Source organism: Fastidiosipila sp., from assembly GCA_012511175.1.
Lineage (GTDB): Bacteria > Bacillota > Clostridia > Saccharofermentanales > DTU023 > UBA4923.
On record JAAZGO010000010.1, the window covers coordinates 50,407 to 66,138 of the forward strand.

The 15,732-nt window shown below is 55.4% G+C and carries 11 protein-coding genes and 1 tRNA gene; 4 read left to right on the top strand and 8 right to left on the bottom strand.

Going from position 1 to position 15,732, the window contains the following annotated elements; translation table 11 throughout:
* Positions 1–132: 132 nt before the first annotated feature.
* Positions 133–1,338 carry an elongation factor Tu gene (gene tuf, locus GX839_01830; protein NLB04208.1) on the top strand — a complete coding sequence of 402 codons (1,206 nt, stop codon included), beginning with the start codon at positions 133–135 and terminating at the stop codon, positions 1,336–1,338.
* A gap of 108 nt (positions 1,339–1,446) precedes the next feature.
* Positions 1,447–1,980, top strand: a complete 534-nt coding sequence (locus GX839_01835; protein ID NLB04209.1) for a cysteine hydrolase — start codon at positions 1,447–1,449, stop codon at positions 1,978–1,980.
* On the opposite strand, the gene GX839_01840 is transcribed toward GX839_01835, so the two are convergent.
* The 8 genes from GX839_01840 to GX839_01875 form a co-directional block, all read right to left on the bottom strand.
* Positions 1,977–2,336, bottom strand: a complete 360-nt coding sequence (locus GX839_01840; protein ID NLB04210.1) for an arsenate reductase family protein — start codon at positions 2,334–2,336, stop codon at positions 1,977–1,979. The two genes, GX839_01835 and GX839_01840, sit on opposite strands and share 4 nt — an antisense overlap.
* Positions 2,333–3,820 (bottom strand): putative selenium-dependent hydroxylase accessory protein YqeC, encoded by a 1,488-nt coding sequence (gene yqeC, locus GX839_01845; GenBank protein ID NLB04211.1) that lies wholly within the window; start codon positions 3,818–3,820, stop codon positions 2,333–2,335. Before yqeC ends, GX839_01840 begins: the two co-directional genes overlap by 4 nt.
* A 37-nt stretch (positions 3,821–3,857) precedes the next feature.
* Complete coding sequence (locus GX839_01850) at positions 3,858–4,649, bottom strand: EF2563 family selenium-dependent molybdenum hydroxylase system protein (GenBank protein ID NLB04212.1); 792 nt, start codon at positions 4,647–4,649, stop codon at positions 3,858–3,860.
* A 36-nt stretch (positions 4,650–4,685) separates the two neighbouring features.
* Positions 4,686–5,876 carry a F420-0--gamma-glutamyl ligase gene (locus GX839_01855; GenBank protein ID NLB04213.1) on the bottom strand — a complete coding sequence of 397 codons (1,191 nt, stop codon included), beginning with the start codon at positions 5,874–5,876 and terminating at the stop codon, positions 4,686–4,688.
* 164 nt (positions 5,877–6,040) lie between these two features.
* Positions 6,041–6,137: transfer RNA gene (locus GX839_01860), tRNA-Sec, on the bottom strand.
* A gap of 62 nt (positions 6,138–6,199) precedes the next feature.
* Complete coding sequence (locus tag GX839_01865) at positions 6,200–6,964, bottom strand: prolipoprotein diacylglyceryl transferase (protein NLB04214.1); 765 nt, start codon at positions 6,962–6,964, stop codon at positions 6,200–6,202.
* A 136-nt stretch (positions 6,965–7,100) separates the two neighbouring features.
* On the bottom strand, positions 7,101–7,460 hold the full coding sequence (locus GX839_01870; protein NLB04215.1) for a DUF4190 domain-containing protein: 360 nt from the start codon (positions 7,458–7,460) through the stop codon (positions 7,101–7,103).
* A 100-nt stretch (positions 7,461–7,560) separates the two neighbouring features.
* Complete coding sequence (locus GX839_01875) at positions 7,561–11,667, bottom strand: UvrD-helicase domain-containing protein (GenBank protein NLB04216.1); 4,107 nt, start codon at positions 11,665–11,667, stop codon at positions 7,561–7,563.
* A 178-nt stretch (positions 11,668–11,845) separates the two neighbouring features.
* Here GX839_01875 and GX839_01880 point away from each other — a divergent pair, with 178 nt between their 5' ends.
* Together GX839_01880 and GX839_01885 are read left to right on the top strand one after the other, a co-directional pair.
* Positions 11,846–13,309 carry a hypothetical protein gene (locus GX839_01880; protein NLB04217.1) on the top strand — a complete coding sequence of 488 codons (1,464 nt, stop codon included), beginning with the start codon at positions 11,846–11,848 and terminating at the stop codon, positions 13,307–13,309.
* Positions 13,310–13,407: 98 nt separating this feature from the next.
* Positions 13,408–15,732 carry a sulfatase-like hydrolase/transferase gene (locus GX839_01885; protein NLB04218.1) on the top strand — a complete coding sequence of 775 codons (2,325 nt, stop codon included), beginning with the start codon at positions 13,408–13,410 and terminating at the stop codon, positions 15,730–15,732.

Below are 15,732 nucleotides of genomic sequence, written 5' to 3' on the forward strand. Positions count from 1 at the left end.
AGAGAGGATGCCTGTGAAGGGCTCCCGGCGCACGACACGTTGCGCATATACAGGTTTTATGAGAAAATTGTAAGACCAAAATTTTCAAAGCAAACGATCCGAGAAATGATCGACCAGCAGGAGGATATTTGAATGGGAAAACAGAAATTTGAAAGAACCAAACCACATGTCAATGTTGGAACCATCGGTCACGTCGACCACGGCAAAACGACCTTGACCGCGGCCATTACCAAAGTGCTTTCGAGCGAAGGTCTGGCAAGCTTCACCGACTATGCCGCCATTGACAAGGCACCCGAAGAGAGGGCCCGCGGTATTACCATTAACGCGTCACATGTTGAGTACGAAACCGCAAAACGTCATTACGCGCACGTTGACTGCCCGGGACACGCTGACTACATCAAGAACATGATCACCGGTGCGGCGCAGATGGACGGCGCGATTCTTGTCGTTTCGGCCGTTGACGGCCCCATGCCCCAGACCCGCGAGCATATCCTGCTCGCCCGCCAGGTTGGTGTCCCCGCCATTGTCGTATTCATGAACAAGACTGACCAGGTGGACGACCCCGAGCTTCTCGATCTGGTTGAGATGGAAATCCGTGAACGTCTGGACGAGTACGACTTCCCCGGCGACGACACGCCCATTATCCGGGGTTCTGCCTTGGAGGCGCTTGAGTCCACAAGCACCGACATGAGTGACCCGGTTTACAAGCCCATCCTCGATCTGATGGAAGCGGTCGATGACTTCATCCCCACACCGGTCCGTCCGATTGACCAGCCCTTTGCCTGTCCAATCGAAGACGTCATGACCATCACCGGCCGCGGCACGGTTGTTACCGGCCGGGTTGAGCGCGGTCAAATCGATATCAACAAGCCGGTCGAGGTTGTCGGATTAGCTGATGAACCGAGAAAGACTGTTGTGACCGGGATTGAAATGTTCCGCAAGATGCTCGACCACGCTGAGGCAGGTGACAATGTCGGCTTGCTGCTCCGCGGCGTGGCGCGTGACGAAGTCCGGCGCGGTCAGGTGGTGGCAGCACCCGGATCCATTAAACCGCACAAGAAATTCATCGGTCAGGTTTACGTGCTGACCAAGGATGAGGGCGGCCGGCATAAGCCTTTCTTTGATGGCTACCGTCCGCAGTTCTACTTCCGGACGACTGACGTGACGGGCGTTGCCCACTTGCCTGAAGGAGTCGAAATGTGTATGCCGGGCGACCACGTCGAAATCAATGTCGAACTGATCACTCCGATCGCCATCGAGCCGGGACTGAAGTTCGCTATCCGTGAAGGCGGCAAGACGGTCGGTTCAGGTACGGTTGTCAAAATTGCTGAAGACTGATTGATTCGATCTGTTTTCAATCAGGAGCGCCCCGTGCCACTTACAGCCGGGGCGCTCTTTTGATAATGAGAATGATGAGACAATGAAAGCGTCAGGGAGGTGGCGGTCATGCAGGACATTCTTCTAGTGGTTGATATGCAAAACGATTTTGTAGACGGTTCCCTCGGGACACCGGAGGCCAGGTCAATTGTCTCCAATGTGGTCAAAAAAATGAAAAAGTTCGATGGTCCGGTTCTTTTCACCAAGGATACACACCAGGCAGACTACCTGGAAACTCAGGAAGGCCGGCTGCTCCCCGTGGAGCATTGCATCCGCGGAACCGAGGGATGGGAAATTGTCGGGGAAGTTGCTCAAGCACGTCAAGGGAAGGTGATCGAGAAAGATACCTTTGGCGCCCGGGATCTCCCCTCCACGCTGATGGAAATGAATGAGGAGGAGCCTATCCGGTCCATCACCCTGGTTGGCCTTTGTACCGACATCTGCGTCATTTCAAACGCCATGCTGATCAAGGCATTCTTACCGGAGGTCGAAATCAAGGTGGACGCCAGCTGCTGTGCAGGCGTCACGCCGGAAAGTCACAAAATTGCCCTGGAAGCCATGAAAGTCTGCCAGGTCAGTGTGACTGGCGAACCGCAGGGCTAGCCGCCCGGCTTAAGTTTGTCGTAGTCCCCTTGCCGGTAACCGACAAGCACCTGATCCTCGAAAATGAAAACCGGCCGCTTAACCAGCATGCCGTCTGAGGCAAGGATCTCGATCATTTCTTGATCCGTCATCAGGGGAAGCTTATCTTTCAGCTTCAGCTCACGGTATTTCATGCCGCTGGTATTGAAAAAGGCCTTAACCCCCTTGCCGCTTTTGGCAATCCAGCCGGTCAGTTCCTCTCCGGTCGGCCTGTCTTTTTGAATATCGCGGAAGGTGTAGGGAATGTCATGTTCATCAAGGAAACTCCTTGCTTTACGGCAGGTCCCTCATTTGGGATAGCAGAGAAACAGATTCATGGAAAACTCCTTTCCGTGTGTTCAATTTTTACGAGTGAGCGCGCTCTTTCATAGTCCTCCGGTGTATCAAGATCAAAACCGGCTGAATGATCATGGCTGATGACTTCGATCACCGCATCTTCATGGTCCTGAATCACCTGCCTCCCGCCAAGATCACCTGCAAGTGACGACAGCTCCCGGTAGAAGCTGCGGTCAAAGAGCACAGGTGAGGACCGCCTGCCCTCCCTTACCGGAATCATGATTTTCCCTGTCTCAAATTCCTCCATCAGGTGCCGCAGCAGGAGAGGGGAAAGAAAAGGCTGATCCCCCGGTACATAAAAACAGGCCGTGCTTTCAGGGGCCAGGTGCTGCGTCCCGACAGCCACCGATCTGCCCTGGCCTTCGCAATATCTGTCATTGGTGACAAAAGTCAGATTTGTCCCGCCTTTCAGCGGCCTGATCGCCGTTTCAATGGTTTCACGGACCCGTTGAGATTCAAAACCCGTGACAACCACAAGATCGGGGATACCGGCTGAGAGCACCCGGCTCAAGGTCCGGGCGATGACGGTTTGGCCTCCCAGGGGCAGGAGCAGCTTGTTGAGTCCGCCCATCCGCTCTGACATGCCGGCAGCCATGATGACCGCAGAGAAGGGTGCGGGCTGCCCGCTGTTTTTGGATTGCCCCCAATAGGTCTTATGCTCTCCCCGATCCAGGCCTTTGAAAAAGACAGCACTGATCCGGCTGTTTTCAAGTACCCGCCCCGCCAGTTCATGGAAGAACCCTTGGGTCCTCTGCTCTTTGTCCAGGCAATCCGCCTGGTTGAAAACGACAGCAATTTTGCTGGTTGGCGGGATGCCCTTGAAAAAATGACCGGAGTTCAAGAGCGAAAGAAGATTGGAAATTTGGATGGGTTTCCCGGCTTCAAGGCCGGTGGCCGCAGAGAAGAGGGGAGCGCGGTGGACCACCGGTTCGGCCAGGGCTTGCCCGATGGCGGAAAGACCGAAGAGTATCAGGGTCAGATCAGTGGTTTTAGGTATGACCGGTTCGTGTTCCGCGTGGGCCTTAAGCGGTTTTCTCTTTGAGCCGTCAGCTTCACAAAGGATGAGGGTGTCCTTGTCACCTGCCTCTCTCTGTTCCCGCACCCAGGCATCCAGTTGATCCCTGTCAAGTCCGCGGTGCTTGCCGGCGATATCCTCACAGGCGGGGCCCAGCCAGAGGCCGGATCCGGCAGGAGGCGCGGCCGTAACACGGGCCAGGGCCGGATTCTTCTTTTGCTTGTGTGAAAGGGGCGGCGCGACTTCCCTGCCTGCCCCGGGGAGGCCTAAGGCGGTGGTTGAGGTCAGGATGGAGCGGGGCCGTATTGCGGCATCAAAAAGCTCGACCAGGGTGGTCGTCTTGCCGCCCCCGCCGATGGCGCTAACCAGGAAAGGCCGCGGATCGAGTTGCGCATCCTGCCTGATCAGCGAGCGGACATAGGCCTCGATCGTCAGATTGGCTGCGGTCATTCCCGCTCCTTTCACAGCGGTCGGGGAGCAATCGCTTCTATTCCCCAAAATGCGCCAGGATGGCCTCCAGCACACCGCCCGCGATGGTGCGGCCCTTGTCGCTGATGGTCCGGGTGTAGTCGGCATCCCCGCGCGGGTCGACATCGCCCAGTTTCTGTCCTCTTCTAACCTGGAAGCCATCCGCGATCAGGCCGCGGACGACACCTGAAATGACGGTTTTGACCGGCACCTCGCCAACCATCAAAATGACATCGCCTGCAACGACCTGGTCGCCGATTTCGTGGAGATTGCGTGTGACACCCTCCCGGGGGGCTCTCAGGACGCGATCCTTGTCGACGCCCTCAATGTTGCCCGGGATTCCGGTGTTGGCAAGGGCTTGCCCCTGATGGACCAGGCGGCCCAGATAATGCCCGCGTTTGGTTTCGATCACCACGTGGGCTTGCTTTCCCGCTTCGATGCCGGGACCCAGGCCGATGACCAGGGGAGCCCAGGAGAGATCGTAGTCGGGTGTTCGCTTGCTAAGAGTAGCGTCAATGAAAACGTCCGGTTTCAAAAAATCCCGGACTTGCCGGTCGGGGAGGGTGAGAACGGGGATTAATCCGTCCCGGATGGCGGGTTCGATTTCTTCCAGTGAGCGGATGTGGCGCGAGGTCACGCCCTCAATTGTCCAGTCACCCTCATAGATGGCGTTGCAATAGGAAACGGTCCGCCGGACACAGGAAGGCGAGGGGAGGTCGCAGACGACCACGCGGAATCCCGATTGGCGGAGTTTGTGAATAACGGCAGAGGCTAAATCGCCGCCTCCCCGGATAAGGATGGTGTGTTTCATGGTTGACTCCTTTATTTGACTTGGCAGTGTCGGCTATCAGTCGGCAAGGCTGTCAAAGTATCCCTGGATCAAAACGACAGGCGTTCCCTTGTCTCCGCTTCCCGATGTCAGGTCTGCCAGCGAGCCGAGCAGGTCGGTCAACCGGCGCGGGGTGGTGCCTCCGGCATTGGTCTCAAAGTCCAGATCCTCTTCTTTGTCGGCAATTGCCTGGCGCACAGCCTCTTCAAGCTCCTGGCCCGAGAGGTCGGCAAATTTGCTGTCAGTCAGATATTTCAATTTCAATTCCCTGGGCTTGCCGCCAAGGCCATCTGTAAAGGCAGGAGAAACAACAGGGTCGGCCAGTTCCCAGATCTTGCAGACGGGATCTTTGAAAGCGCCGTCGCCGTAAATCATCACTTCAATGTGCTTCCCTGTCCTTTCCAGGAAGAGACCGGAAAGGGTGTTGACAAACAGTTTGCCGGATCGCGGAAAAAGTTTCACGATTTCTTCGCTGGCCTTGTTGCTGCCGAGTAATCCAAATTCCTCATGGAAACCGCTTCCGTCAACAGACTGAGTCAAGATGTCATCCAGGCCCAGAACCCGTTTGGCCCCGGCACGCCGCAAGAGCCGTTTGGTTCTTTCTCTTGCGTGGACGTCACAGACAAGGGTGAAGGGGGTGTAGCGGAGGACAACCAGCGGGTCATTGGCCAGGATGATCTCAGCTTCGCAGCCCTCGCTCCGGATGGTTTCGCGATAGAAATCAACGTAATCAACGCCGGTGAAGGTGTGGCGGTTCACACCGAAGAGTTTGCGGTAACGCATTTCGGAAAGGCAGTCCTTCAGCGGATCAATCCCCTTTTCATCCATCTGGTCCAGATCCATCAGGCTGTTGCCGACCTCATCGGAGGGATAGCTGAGCTGCAGCACAATTTTTTTTGCGCCACGGGCAATCCCGCGCAGATTAACCGCAAAACGGTTTCTGCTCAGGATGGGAAAAACAAGGCCGATTTCGCCTTCAGGAAATTTCCTTCTGATGTCTTTGGCGATGTCATCGCAGCTGGCGTAATTGTTCTCGGCCCGGGCCACAACTGACTCCGTTACTGCAACCACATCCCTGTCGTGCAAATCGAATCCTTCGTCACGGGCGGCGAGTAAAACGCTGTCAAGAATGATTTCCGCCAGCTTATCGCCGCTCTTGATAATGGGGGTCCGGATTCCTCTCGAAGTTGTTCCTGTGCGTCTGATCATGGTCTGGGCGGAATAAACCGCCTCTCCTTTCAGCGAGCCCGTCGGGGCATGCGGCCTCCTGTAATCTTCCCGCCGGGGGAGCCGCTCCCGCCGAGTCAATCGGAAAGCGGAAAAATACGCGCCAACCCTGTTGGCCAACGGCTGGAGGGCCGGCGCGTTTCAACTGGCGGAAGCATGTGAGAATCGAACTCACCCGGGAGGCTCCTAACCCCCCTCAACGGTTTTGAAGACCGCGGGGCACACCAGAACCCATCTGCCTCCATGCAGTATTGTCATGGTTGCCAGGTGATTTGTCAACTTTGAGAAGAGGAGGATTGCGTGGGTTACAGGCTGTCTGTCTGCCGCCTGCCCTTGAAAATTATCATCAGAAGGCCGAAGGCAAAAACGAAAATTCCGATGAATTGCGAGGTCGACATCCCGAGAAGGAAACCTCTGGCTTCATCGCCTCTCCAAAACTCCAGGATGAACCGGATCAGGGCGTAGAGACAGAGGTATAGGTAGAGAAGCTTTCCTTTAAACCGGGATTTTCGCAAAAGCCACCAGAGAAAGAAGAAGAGGGCAAAGTTCAAAAAAGATTCAACCAGCTGAATGGGAAAGCGCCGGACTCCATTTGCCTCCTCCACGACCGACCGGGTGTAAATGAAACCGATTTTGCACTCCACCCCGTAACAGCAGCCCCCCAAAAAGCAGCCGATCCGTCCGAAGCCGTGAAAAAGGGGAATGGCGGCTGCCCCGATGTCGGAGTAGGCATCGAGATCCAGTTGCTTTCTCTTGCCGTAGGCCATCCCGGCCAGAATCCCGATGATGAGGCCCCCGTAGAAGACAGCGCCCCCGAAAAGGTATTGCAGGTACTGGATCAGGACGGAAAAAGAAGGAATTTTTCGAATAATGGCAAGGAAGAGCCGCAGTTCCCCGAAATTGACAAGCGCGTAGGTCAGGTGGCTGCCGGCCCAGCCGGCTGACACAGCAACCAGCAACATGGAAATCATGGTGACCGGGTCGAGCGGGGAGCGCCTGGCCTGGCGGTAGGCGAAAGTGCCTGCCATGAGGACTCCTGCCAGGGACATCAAGGCATAAAGGCTGATCATTTTCCCAAATAAATAAAAGTAAGGCAACATAGGATCCAAGTAAAAACGCTGCGCAACGACCCTACAATCGCTGCACAGCGCCTTTTATTTCCTGGTTAAACCGCTCGTCATCCAGGCAGGGTTTGCTTGCTTGGGCTTAGCTAAAAGGAAGGGTGCTGAGTGTATCAAAACCTTTCTTAAGGGCACAGGCCACGGTTACAGCACAGATGATCCCTACAATCGCGAAGACCGTTCCGACGATCCCCAGGATCAAGCCTGCGATCGCCAAACCATTTCCTGAACCAAGCTGCTTCGCCTTCTTCATTCCCAGAACTCCGAAGATAATTCCCAGGACAGCCAGGACGGCCGTAAAATACATGACGATGGGAATAAAGGAACCAATAATTCCAAGGACTCCGCAAACGAGTGCCGCAATGGCCATCCCGTTGGTTGGCGCCGGAGCCGCCGGGGGCGGGGCATAGCCGCCGGGTTGCTGATATTGCGTGTTGTTTTCCATACATCTCCTCCAAATCTAAAATGCGGAAACGTATCGGTTCCGTAACCCGTTTCCTTTGTCCATCAACAATAAACAAGTGGGTTCTGCTTGTCAAGCTGTGTCAGGGAAAGGCAACGGCTCTGGCCTCACGGATCAGCCAGATCAGCTTTTCCTTGACCTTGCGGCCTGTCGCCCGGGCAATGGCCTCGGCATAAAACTTGATCTGGACCCCGTAACGTTCCCTTAGCCAACCGTCATTTCTGTCTCCCGTCAGGTGGTCGGTCTTGAAGTCAATCAGAATCGCTGCGCCGTCTTCCTCTACGAACCAGAGATCAATCATGCCCTGGATCAGGCTGGTCTCGTCCGCAGGAAAGGAGGCATCCAGATGGCTTGACGGAAGGGCCAGGGTAAAGGGTATTTCGCGGTATACTTTCCCGCTCGTTTCCTCAACCCGCAGGAGGCGGCCCGCAAGCTCGCTGTTGGCCCAGCGGACCGCCTGATCCGTGAAAGTCAGGGCGGCATCACGCGCTTCCTCTGTCAGGGTGAGGGCCTCAACCATACGGTCCAGCTGGCTTGCGTAGATCTTTTCTGCCTTGACCATGGGCTGGCCGCGCAGTGTCCGGAGGTCCAAAAACTGAAATACCAGATGCATGGCGGTACCAAGCGGGGCTCCTCCATCCCGGCCGGTTTCCCTTTTGGAGCGCAGGGTCAGGGGCATGTCAGCCTTTTCAAGGGACACCGCAACTGGATTACCGAAGATTTCCCAAACTGCCTCCTGTTCTGGATCTTCTCCCCGGAGCCCGGGCTGTCGCTCCAATCCGAGCCGCTGCAGTTCGGTGACCGTCACCTTGGCGGGAGTCCTGGCCGCCTGTCTGAAGGGGACTTCCGACAGAAGGAGTTGGAGGGGCGCCAAGCGGGTTTGGCCGTTGGATAATCCCTCCTGCCTGTCATTCGTGCTGACAGCGTCCTCCAGGTAATCCGCCGTTCCCTCCAGCTGACTTTCAAGGGCTCCTTGCAGAAGTTCAGCCCATGGCGTCACATTGACTGCTTCAATGACCCGGGGCAGCCCGGTTTCAAGGGATCGGGAGGTGTCTCCACCTTCCCCGGTCAAAGAAGTCACCGTCTTGGCAAAGGCCGGGTAGCGGGCGGTCAGATAGGCCAGAAAAAGCTCGGCGTCATTTTTCAGGCCGGCTGTCAGCTCCGCAGGAATGATGGCACGGTCGGCCCGTCTCTTCCGATCCAGACCGGCTGTCCGGCGGGTAACTGCCTCCATGGCCCTGGCGTAAGCAGGCTTTTCTTGAAGCGACGCCTGAGCGACGGGAAAGAGGAGGTAGAGGCCGTGGATGGCACGAGTCATGGCGACGTAAAGCAAACGCCAGGCTTCCGCCCTGTCGCGGTTTGCTTCGGCGATCAGGGCTGCCTCGTGCAGAGGATTATTGACGACAGCCATTCCGTCTTCTGATAGCGTCGCGCTGGAGAGTCCTTCCTGTTCGGATAAGAGGATGAGAGGTTTTGTCTTTCGGGTTTTCCAGTTTAAATCAAGCCTGCCCAGGATGACATAATCCCATTCAAGGCCCTTGCTGCTATGCCGGGTCAGGACGCGGACAGCGCCGGGAACAAGCGCGGCATCCGATGTTTCACCTGCAGTGTCCGCATCCATCATTTCCTTCATTTTTCTCAGGGCTGCCCGTATCCCCGGCGTGGCATCAGGATCAGGTTCCGTTGCCAGATCGAGCAGCTTTTCAAGATCCCTCAGGTAGCTCTCGCCAAAAGTTGAGCGGGCGATGTACTCCGTGTAATCCGTTTCGAAAAAGATCAGGTCGAGCAAATCCCGGAAACTGAGCTCTTGCGCCAGGAAACGCCACCGCTCCATACGGTCTATGAAAGCTCTGGCTTTGGTGGCCAACGGGTGATCCTCCAGCTTCGGCAGCATGAGGAAGCGATCGTGGAAAAAGGATCTGCGATTTCCTGACGTTTTTTTCGTTTGCCCGGCGGAATCGTCCGGGGGGGCAAGCCGGGCCACCTGGATCAGATCTTCACCCTGCCAGGCTTGGGGCGCAAAAGGGCCCAGGAGGACGGACAGGAGGGCAAAATCCTGCCTGGGATTGTCGAGGACGGACAAAAGTGCCTCAACCTGGCGGAAAACCAGATTATCCGAAGACGTGTCACCTGACCGGCTTGTGACAGGGATGCCGCATTGGATCAAGACTTCTTCGTAATCACGGCAATTTTCATTGGTGGGAAGCAGAATGGCAATCCGGTCGTAGGGGATCCCTTTTTGCCGGAGCTCGCGAATGACGCGAAGTGCCATCAGGGCTTCGCGTCCGGCGGGAGACAAAGCGGCATTTTCCTGCTGCCAACTGGCGGCTTGGATATCGCTGCCTTCAAGGTCTCCAGTGGCCCCGGATACTTCAATCCCTGTTCCGATTTCCAAAACGAGATTGGCTGGAAAAGCACCGTTCTCTTTCTGGTCATGGAGTCGCCATTTACGGTTGTCAGCGAAGAGCAGCTGGCTTTCATCGTATTCGATTTCACCCGACTGCCTGGTTAGAAAGGAGCTGAAGAAGTCATTGATGAAATCGATGATTAAGGGGCGGGTGCGAAAACAGCGGTTGAGAAGCGCCAGGTAACCGGTGTGGTGGGATTCGAGCTCGGGAATAGCTTCATTTGCCCGCACAAGGCAGGAATTTTCCTGGTGACCGGCAAAAAGGCCGGGATTGGCGTAGCGGAAGCGGTAGATACTCTGTTTGATGTCGCCGACCATAAGCAGGTTGTTGCAGGCGATCTTTCGGATGATGGCATCCTGGATGCTGCTGGTATCCTGGTACTCGTCAACATAGATCTCCTCATATCTCGACAAATAGTCCTCCCTGATGTCCTCCTGTTTCAGCAATTCAAGGGCGCCGTGTTCAATGTCACTGAAGAGGATGGCGTTGGCGGCAAAACGGCGTCTTTTGAATTCTTGGTCCACCAGGAGCACCAGCTCCATGAAACGTGCGGAGGCGCGGGCAGACGTCATCAGATCATGCCGGATATCAGCGGTCTTTAGGGTGAAGACAGAAGGGTGCCCCGTGATGAAAGAGGCGTCCTGGCTCGATCCCCTTTTGATCTGATTAGAGATCAGGCCGACGAGCGGCAAAAAACCAGCCCGGCAACGAAAGACGAACTCTTCCTTGATTGCTTTTTTGGCAGGATCTTTGCCCGCGTGAACAGACCGCGGGAATTTGACCGGATCCATTCCCTGGCCGATTTCTACGATTTCATCCCAACGGGCGGCGCTGCGCCCGCTGGAACGATTCAGGCGGGCCACGACAGTCGACATGAGGTCCACTACGGCCGCCATCTGCTGGTCGGTCGCCAGCCCGGAAGCCGAGAATTCCTGCATCAGGCCGGGAACGGAATCGATGTAATCAAGGGTATGTCCGGCCTTTTCCAGTGCCTCTTCCAGCAAATCCCACCAATGGGCGGCCGCGAAATCACCTGCCAGGGGAAAGGAACGGGAACGGCCAAATAATTCCCGGATTTTTTCCATGACAAATTGATGGTAATCCGGCAGATTCCTGAGCTGTTCAAGCATTTCAGCGATTGCTTCGCGAAAGGCCCTGTCTTCGAGGTCAGGCGAATAGGCCTTTGCGATGGACTGAAAATCACTCAGCCATTCGGAAAGACTGATTTTTTCATCCGACAGAATCAGGGGTGCAGCCTGCTGCCCGCACCAGAAGTCAGCTTTGGTGTTGCAGGCGTCAATTTTGGTGTACACGTCTGACAGGACGGCATCGATTGATTCATCGAGCAGCCTTTGCTCCTGCCTTTCACCAAGAATCCGGTAACCCGGCTCCAGGAGCGTGTTTCCTTTTTCATCGCAATAGGCAGGCAGGTGAGTAGTAAGGATACGGTTGCAGAAGGCATGAATTGTCGAGATCTGTGCCAGATCCAGCTCACCTGCCAGTTGGCTGAGATTTCGCTTATCCTGGCTGGACGACGCCTGATCCCGCAGTTCCCTCAGACGGGCAGAGATTTTTACTTTCAAATCCTTGGCCGCAAGTTCGGTAAAGGTGATGACAAGCAGCTGTGACGGAGCCACCCTCCCTCTGACCAGACGCTCAACGATCCGTTCGGTCAGGGTGGTTGTTTTGCCTGATCCCGCCGCAGCGGAAACCAGCAGGTTGGCCGGCTGTTCAAAACTTACGGCAAGCTGTTGGTCATCGGTCAGCCGGGAAGTTGTCATAAGATCTCCGCAATCATCAGGGCCGGCAGGCGTTCTCGTTTTTCATTCTAGCAGAATCATGGCGGGATGAAGGGCGCTCAGGGCCGGCGGGCCCGGGGGAAGGACACTTGAAAGAAGAATCAAAATGTCCGACAATAGTGGAGCCCGCCCAGGTTTGGCGGAAGTGGAGGGATGCGCTTTGAAACGCACAGTTGTCTTAATCCTGATCCTGGCTGCAGTCCTGGTTTTGACGCTGTCGTGCGGTTCTCAGTCTATTGACGTCAGGGAGCTGGCCATGGTCCGGGTCACCGGGGCCGACGGTTTCGCCAGCCTTTTTGCCGGGACAGACAAGGCACGGATCGATTTCTGGCTTGAGCAGGAATCGGCCAGACTTGAAGAGTCTGATGAGAAAGGTTTTCAGCGCCTTTTCCAACGTGAGGCGGTACTCAGTTCACTGGTCTTTACTCCCGATAAAAGGGCCGGTTTGAAAAACGGGGATGAAGTGCTCATCCGCATCGATTATGACCGTCAGCTGGCAAAAGAGGCGGGCCTTCGTTTCCGGAATGTCAGGTTCAAGTACAAGGTTGAAGGCCTCGAGGAAGCGGTTCCCATTCCCATCGAGCAAGGTGTGGACCTTGCCTTTTCGGGCTACGATGGGCAGGGTCGCTGCTCCCAGGTATTGTCAGGCGATGTCGACCGATTCAGGCAGGGTTTCGAATTTGTCTTCACCCAGGGCAGCGCGAATCTGTCAAATGGCGATTGGGTTGAACTCAAGGTGATTCCCGATAACCTGTTCCTGACTTCCAAGGGAAGGATTGCGCGCGAAACCACGTTATCGTTTGAGGTGAAGGGGCTTCCGCCCATGACCGAGATTGATCTTTTTGAAGACCTGGTTTTAATCTTTGACGGCGTCAGTGACCAGGGGATTCTCTCTTTTGACACCACCCGATTGCCGGCTGACTGGGTGGAGGGCGGCCCTCAGGAGGAAACGCCCGTCCGTTTCACCGCCGTTCCGTCCAGGGGCCTTTCGAACGGAGAACTTGTCAGGGTCGAAGCCATGGTTGACGCGGGCTGGTTTGCCGAACGTGGCCTGAAAGTTGAAGCCACGACCAGGGAGTACCGGGTCAGCGGACTGAAGGAATACCCCCGGAACCTGGATGGCGTGGATCTGATGCCTTTGTTCAAAAAAATTGCACCCTGGCTTGAAAAGGATATGACCAGCCGGCTGGATATGAATTACTGGAATGATGATTTCAAAACAGGAGAGCCGGTCAGCAGCTGGGATTACGACCATCTGACCGGCGTGACGCGCATCTTCTACGGTTACAACCAGGCCAACCGTGCCCGCAACTTCGTTGCGATTCTTTACAAAACAGCGGTGAGCGGTGTCTGTCTGGATACGGTTCCTTACCAGTCTTTTTATGAAAGGGGAGACCAGGTAGAATCGACGCTTTATCTCCTCTATCTGATTGATGAAATCATGTACGATCGCCCTGATGTGGAAGATTTTCGGGAAATTAAACTGGTTATGCACGGTGATGCTGAACTTGATGTAATCACTGAATTCAAAAATCGCTACGGCGGGGATCATGTACTGATTGTTGATGTTGCGGTTCCGGATCAGGTGGTCAGCGGTGACGCGGTTTCCCTGCCGACTCCCTGAGTCGCTGTGCTATCATGATCGGGTAGTGTCTTGCCTGGAGGCGAAAAACTTGTTTCAAGAAAGACAGCTGTTATCCGGGGTTGACAGGAGGCTCTTGGATGAGTTTTCAATCAGATGACAGGATCAAGCGGGAGCATCCTGTCCCGGTGCATCATGAACCGGCTGATGAGGCGGTAAGTCTTGCATCCAATCAACCGGACGTGAGGAAGATCCGTCGGCCGGACATCAGCCGCCCGGATTTCGTTTCATGGGCTGCAGAATCCGGAGCGAAACATGCCGATCGGGATGAGGGCGGACTCGGGGAGCGGCTGCCCTGCAGTTTTCATTTGATGCTCCTCTTGTTCGGTTCTCAGCTGATCAGCGAGCTGGTTCTCCGCATCAATCTGGATGGCCCTTTTTTCAGTATCGGTCTTCTCTACCTGACCCTCTTTTGCCTTGTCCGGGCTGTGATCCTGTCAGCACTGCTGAGGAGCCTGCCTCCAAAAGCCCGCACTGCGGCTATTTATGCCCTGCTTTTCATTATCCCCTTTGTCTACGCGGCCCAACTGGTCTACTACAAGTTTTTCCGGACCTTTTTTGTTGTTTATTCGATCGGCCATGGCGGCCAGATCCTGCAATTCATGGAAGATATCGTTATCAAGGTTCTCCGCAACACTCCTTGGTTCGTTGTCATGCTCTCCCCCCTGTCCATCTACTACGTATTTGTAAAAAAACGTATTGATGCCAACTGTGCCAGGAAGGGGAAGAAATGGCAGGAAGTTTTGGCTGCACTGGCTGCAGCTTTTGTCCTATTCGGAACCACAGTAGGGGTCATGGCGACCGATCGGTCCCTGAACAGCCCCTGGGAGCACTATTTCCTGGAAAATGAAATCCTCTCGGGCACCAATCAGTTTGGCCTGCTCTCTGCCATGGGGGTTGACATCAGTCATATGGTGTACCCGCGCAGTGCCTTGGTACCGGACGACCTGATCCCTGATCCAATCGACCCACCCGAGGTGACTGAAACGGAACTTCCAGGGGCCAGCGATCCGCTTGCCACAGATCCGGCGATTATCATTCCGCACATTCCCAACATCCTGCCCATTGACTATGATACCCGGCTCGAGGGTTATGTACCCGAGAATGACTCGTCGCCCATCCTGATGGGCAAAACACGCGCCGACCTGGTCCGTTACCTGGATCTGGTTTTCTCCAGGACAGCGCCTTCCTATACCAACGATCATACCGGGCGGGGAAAGGGCTTCAATCTTATCTTTGTCACGGCCGAAAGTTTTTCAAAATACTGCATTGATGAAGAACTGACACCAACCCTCTGGCACATGTACCATCAGGGGGTCTATTTCGAGAACTTTTACGTCCCTGTATGGACAGTATCCACCCTGGATGGCGAATACGCCGGACTTTGCGGCATGATTCCCAAGCAGGGCGTCTGGACCTTGAAGGAAGCCCACAAAAATGACATGGCCATGGCGCCGGGCAGGATGTTTGAACGTTTGGGCTATCAGACCTATGCCTGGCACAACCACACCTGGAACTACTATGCGCGCGATCTGTCCCATCCCAATCTGGGCTACGATTACCGGGGGCTGGGGCACGGTTTGGATGTCAAGCGGACCTGGCCGGAATCTGATCTGGAGATGATCGAAAAAACAGCCTTTGAGTTTGTGGACAAGGAGCCCTTCCATGTCTACTACCTGACCGTCAGCGGCCATGCCAACTGGACAAAGATGGGCAATGCCATGGCAACCCGCCATTGGGACACCTTTTCACATCTGGATCTTCACCACGAGGGAATTGCCTACCTGGCCGCCAATTATGAGCTGGAGCTGGCCATGGACAGCCTTTTGCGACAGCTGAGGGAGGCCGGCATCGCTGACAGAACCCTGATCGTCATCAATCCCGACCACTATCCCTACGCCCTTGAGGAGCACTCGAGCTACGAGGCTCTGGCCGGGAAAAGTCTTGACAAGGTCTTTGACATCTATGAAAGCTGTGCCCTTTTCTACCACGACGGGATCGAGCCGGAGGTGGTCGATAAATACTGTACCAGCCTCGATCTTCTGCCAACCATTTATAACTACATGGGCGTTCCCTACGATTCAAGGTTCCTGTCAGGCCGCGACATTTTTTCCGATTCGGAGGCCCTGGCAATTTTCCTCGGCCGCAGCTGGATCACGGAGAAAGGACGCTACGATGCAGCGACCGGCACCTTCACCCTTCACCCGGGCCAGGAGCTGGATGATCAGGCCGCCTACATCGATCGCATCAACCGGGAGGTCAAGCTGCGCTACGATACCGCGCGGGTCATCATTGATTCGGATTATTACAAGGATCTGCTGTCCGACGAGGAATGGGCCGAAATCAATGAGCCCTATCTGACTTTTATGAAAGATAATCCCTGGCCCACCAAAACGGGCCCCTGA

What these genes read in the sequence shown, in the direction of transcription:
- GX839_01835 (NLB04209.1), top strand. Translation starts at nt 1,447, where the DNA reads ATGCAGGACATTCTTCTAGTGGTTGATATGCAAAACGATTTTGTAGAC.
- yqeC (NLB04211.1), bottom strand. Translation starts at nt 3,820, where the DNA reads ATGACCGCAGCCAATCTGACGATCGAGGCCTATGTCCGCTCGCTGATC.
- GX839_01870 (NLB04215.1), bottom strand. Translation starts at nt 7,460, where the DNA reads ATGGAAAACAACACGCAATATCAGCAACCCGGCGGCTATGCCCCGCCC.
- GX839_01850 (NLB04212.1), bottom strand. Translation starts at nt 4,649, where the DNA reads ATGAAACACACCATCCTTATCCGGGGAGGCGGCGATTTAGCCTCTGCC.
- GX839_01875 (NLB04216.1), bottom strand. Translation starts at nt 11,667, where the DNA reads ATGACAACTTCCCGGCTGACCGATGACCAACAGCTTGCCGTAAGTTTT.
- GX839_01885 (NLB04218.1), top strand. Translation starts at nt 13,408, where the DNA reads ATGAGTTTTCAATCAGATGACAGGATCAAGCGGGAGCATCCTGTCCCG.
- GX839_01855 (NLB04213.1), bottom strand. Translation starts at nt 5,876, where the DNA reads ATGATCAGACGCACAGGAACAACTTCGAGAGGAATCCGGACCCCCATT.
- tuf (NLB04208.1), top strand. Translation starts at nt 133, where the DNA reads ATGGGAAAACAGAAATTTGAAAGAACCAAACCACATGTCAATGTTGGA.
- GX839_01865 (NLB04214.1), bottom strand. Translation starts at nt 6,964, where the DNA reads ATGATCAGCCTTTATGCCTTGATGTCCCTGGCAGGAGTCCTCATGGCA.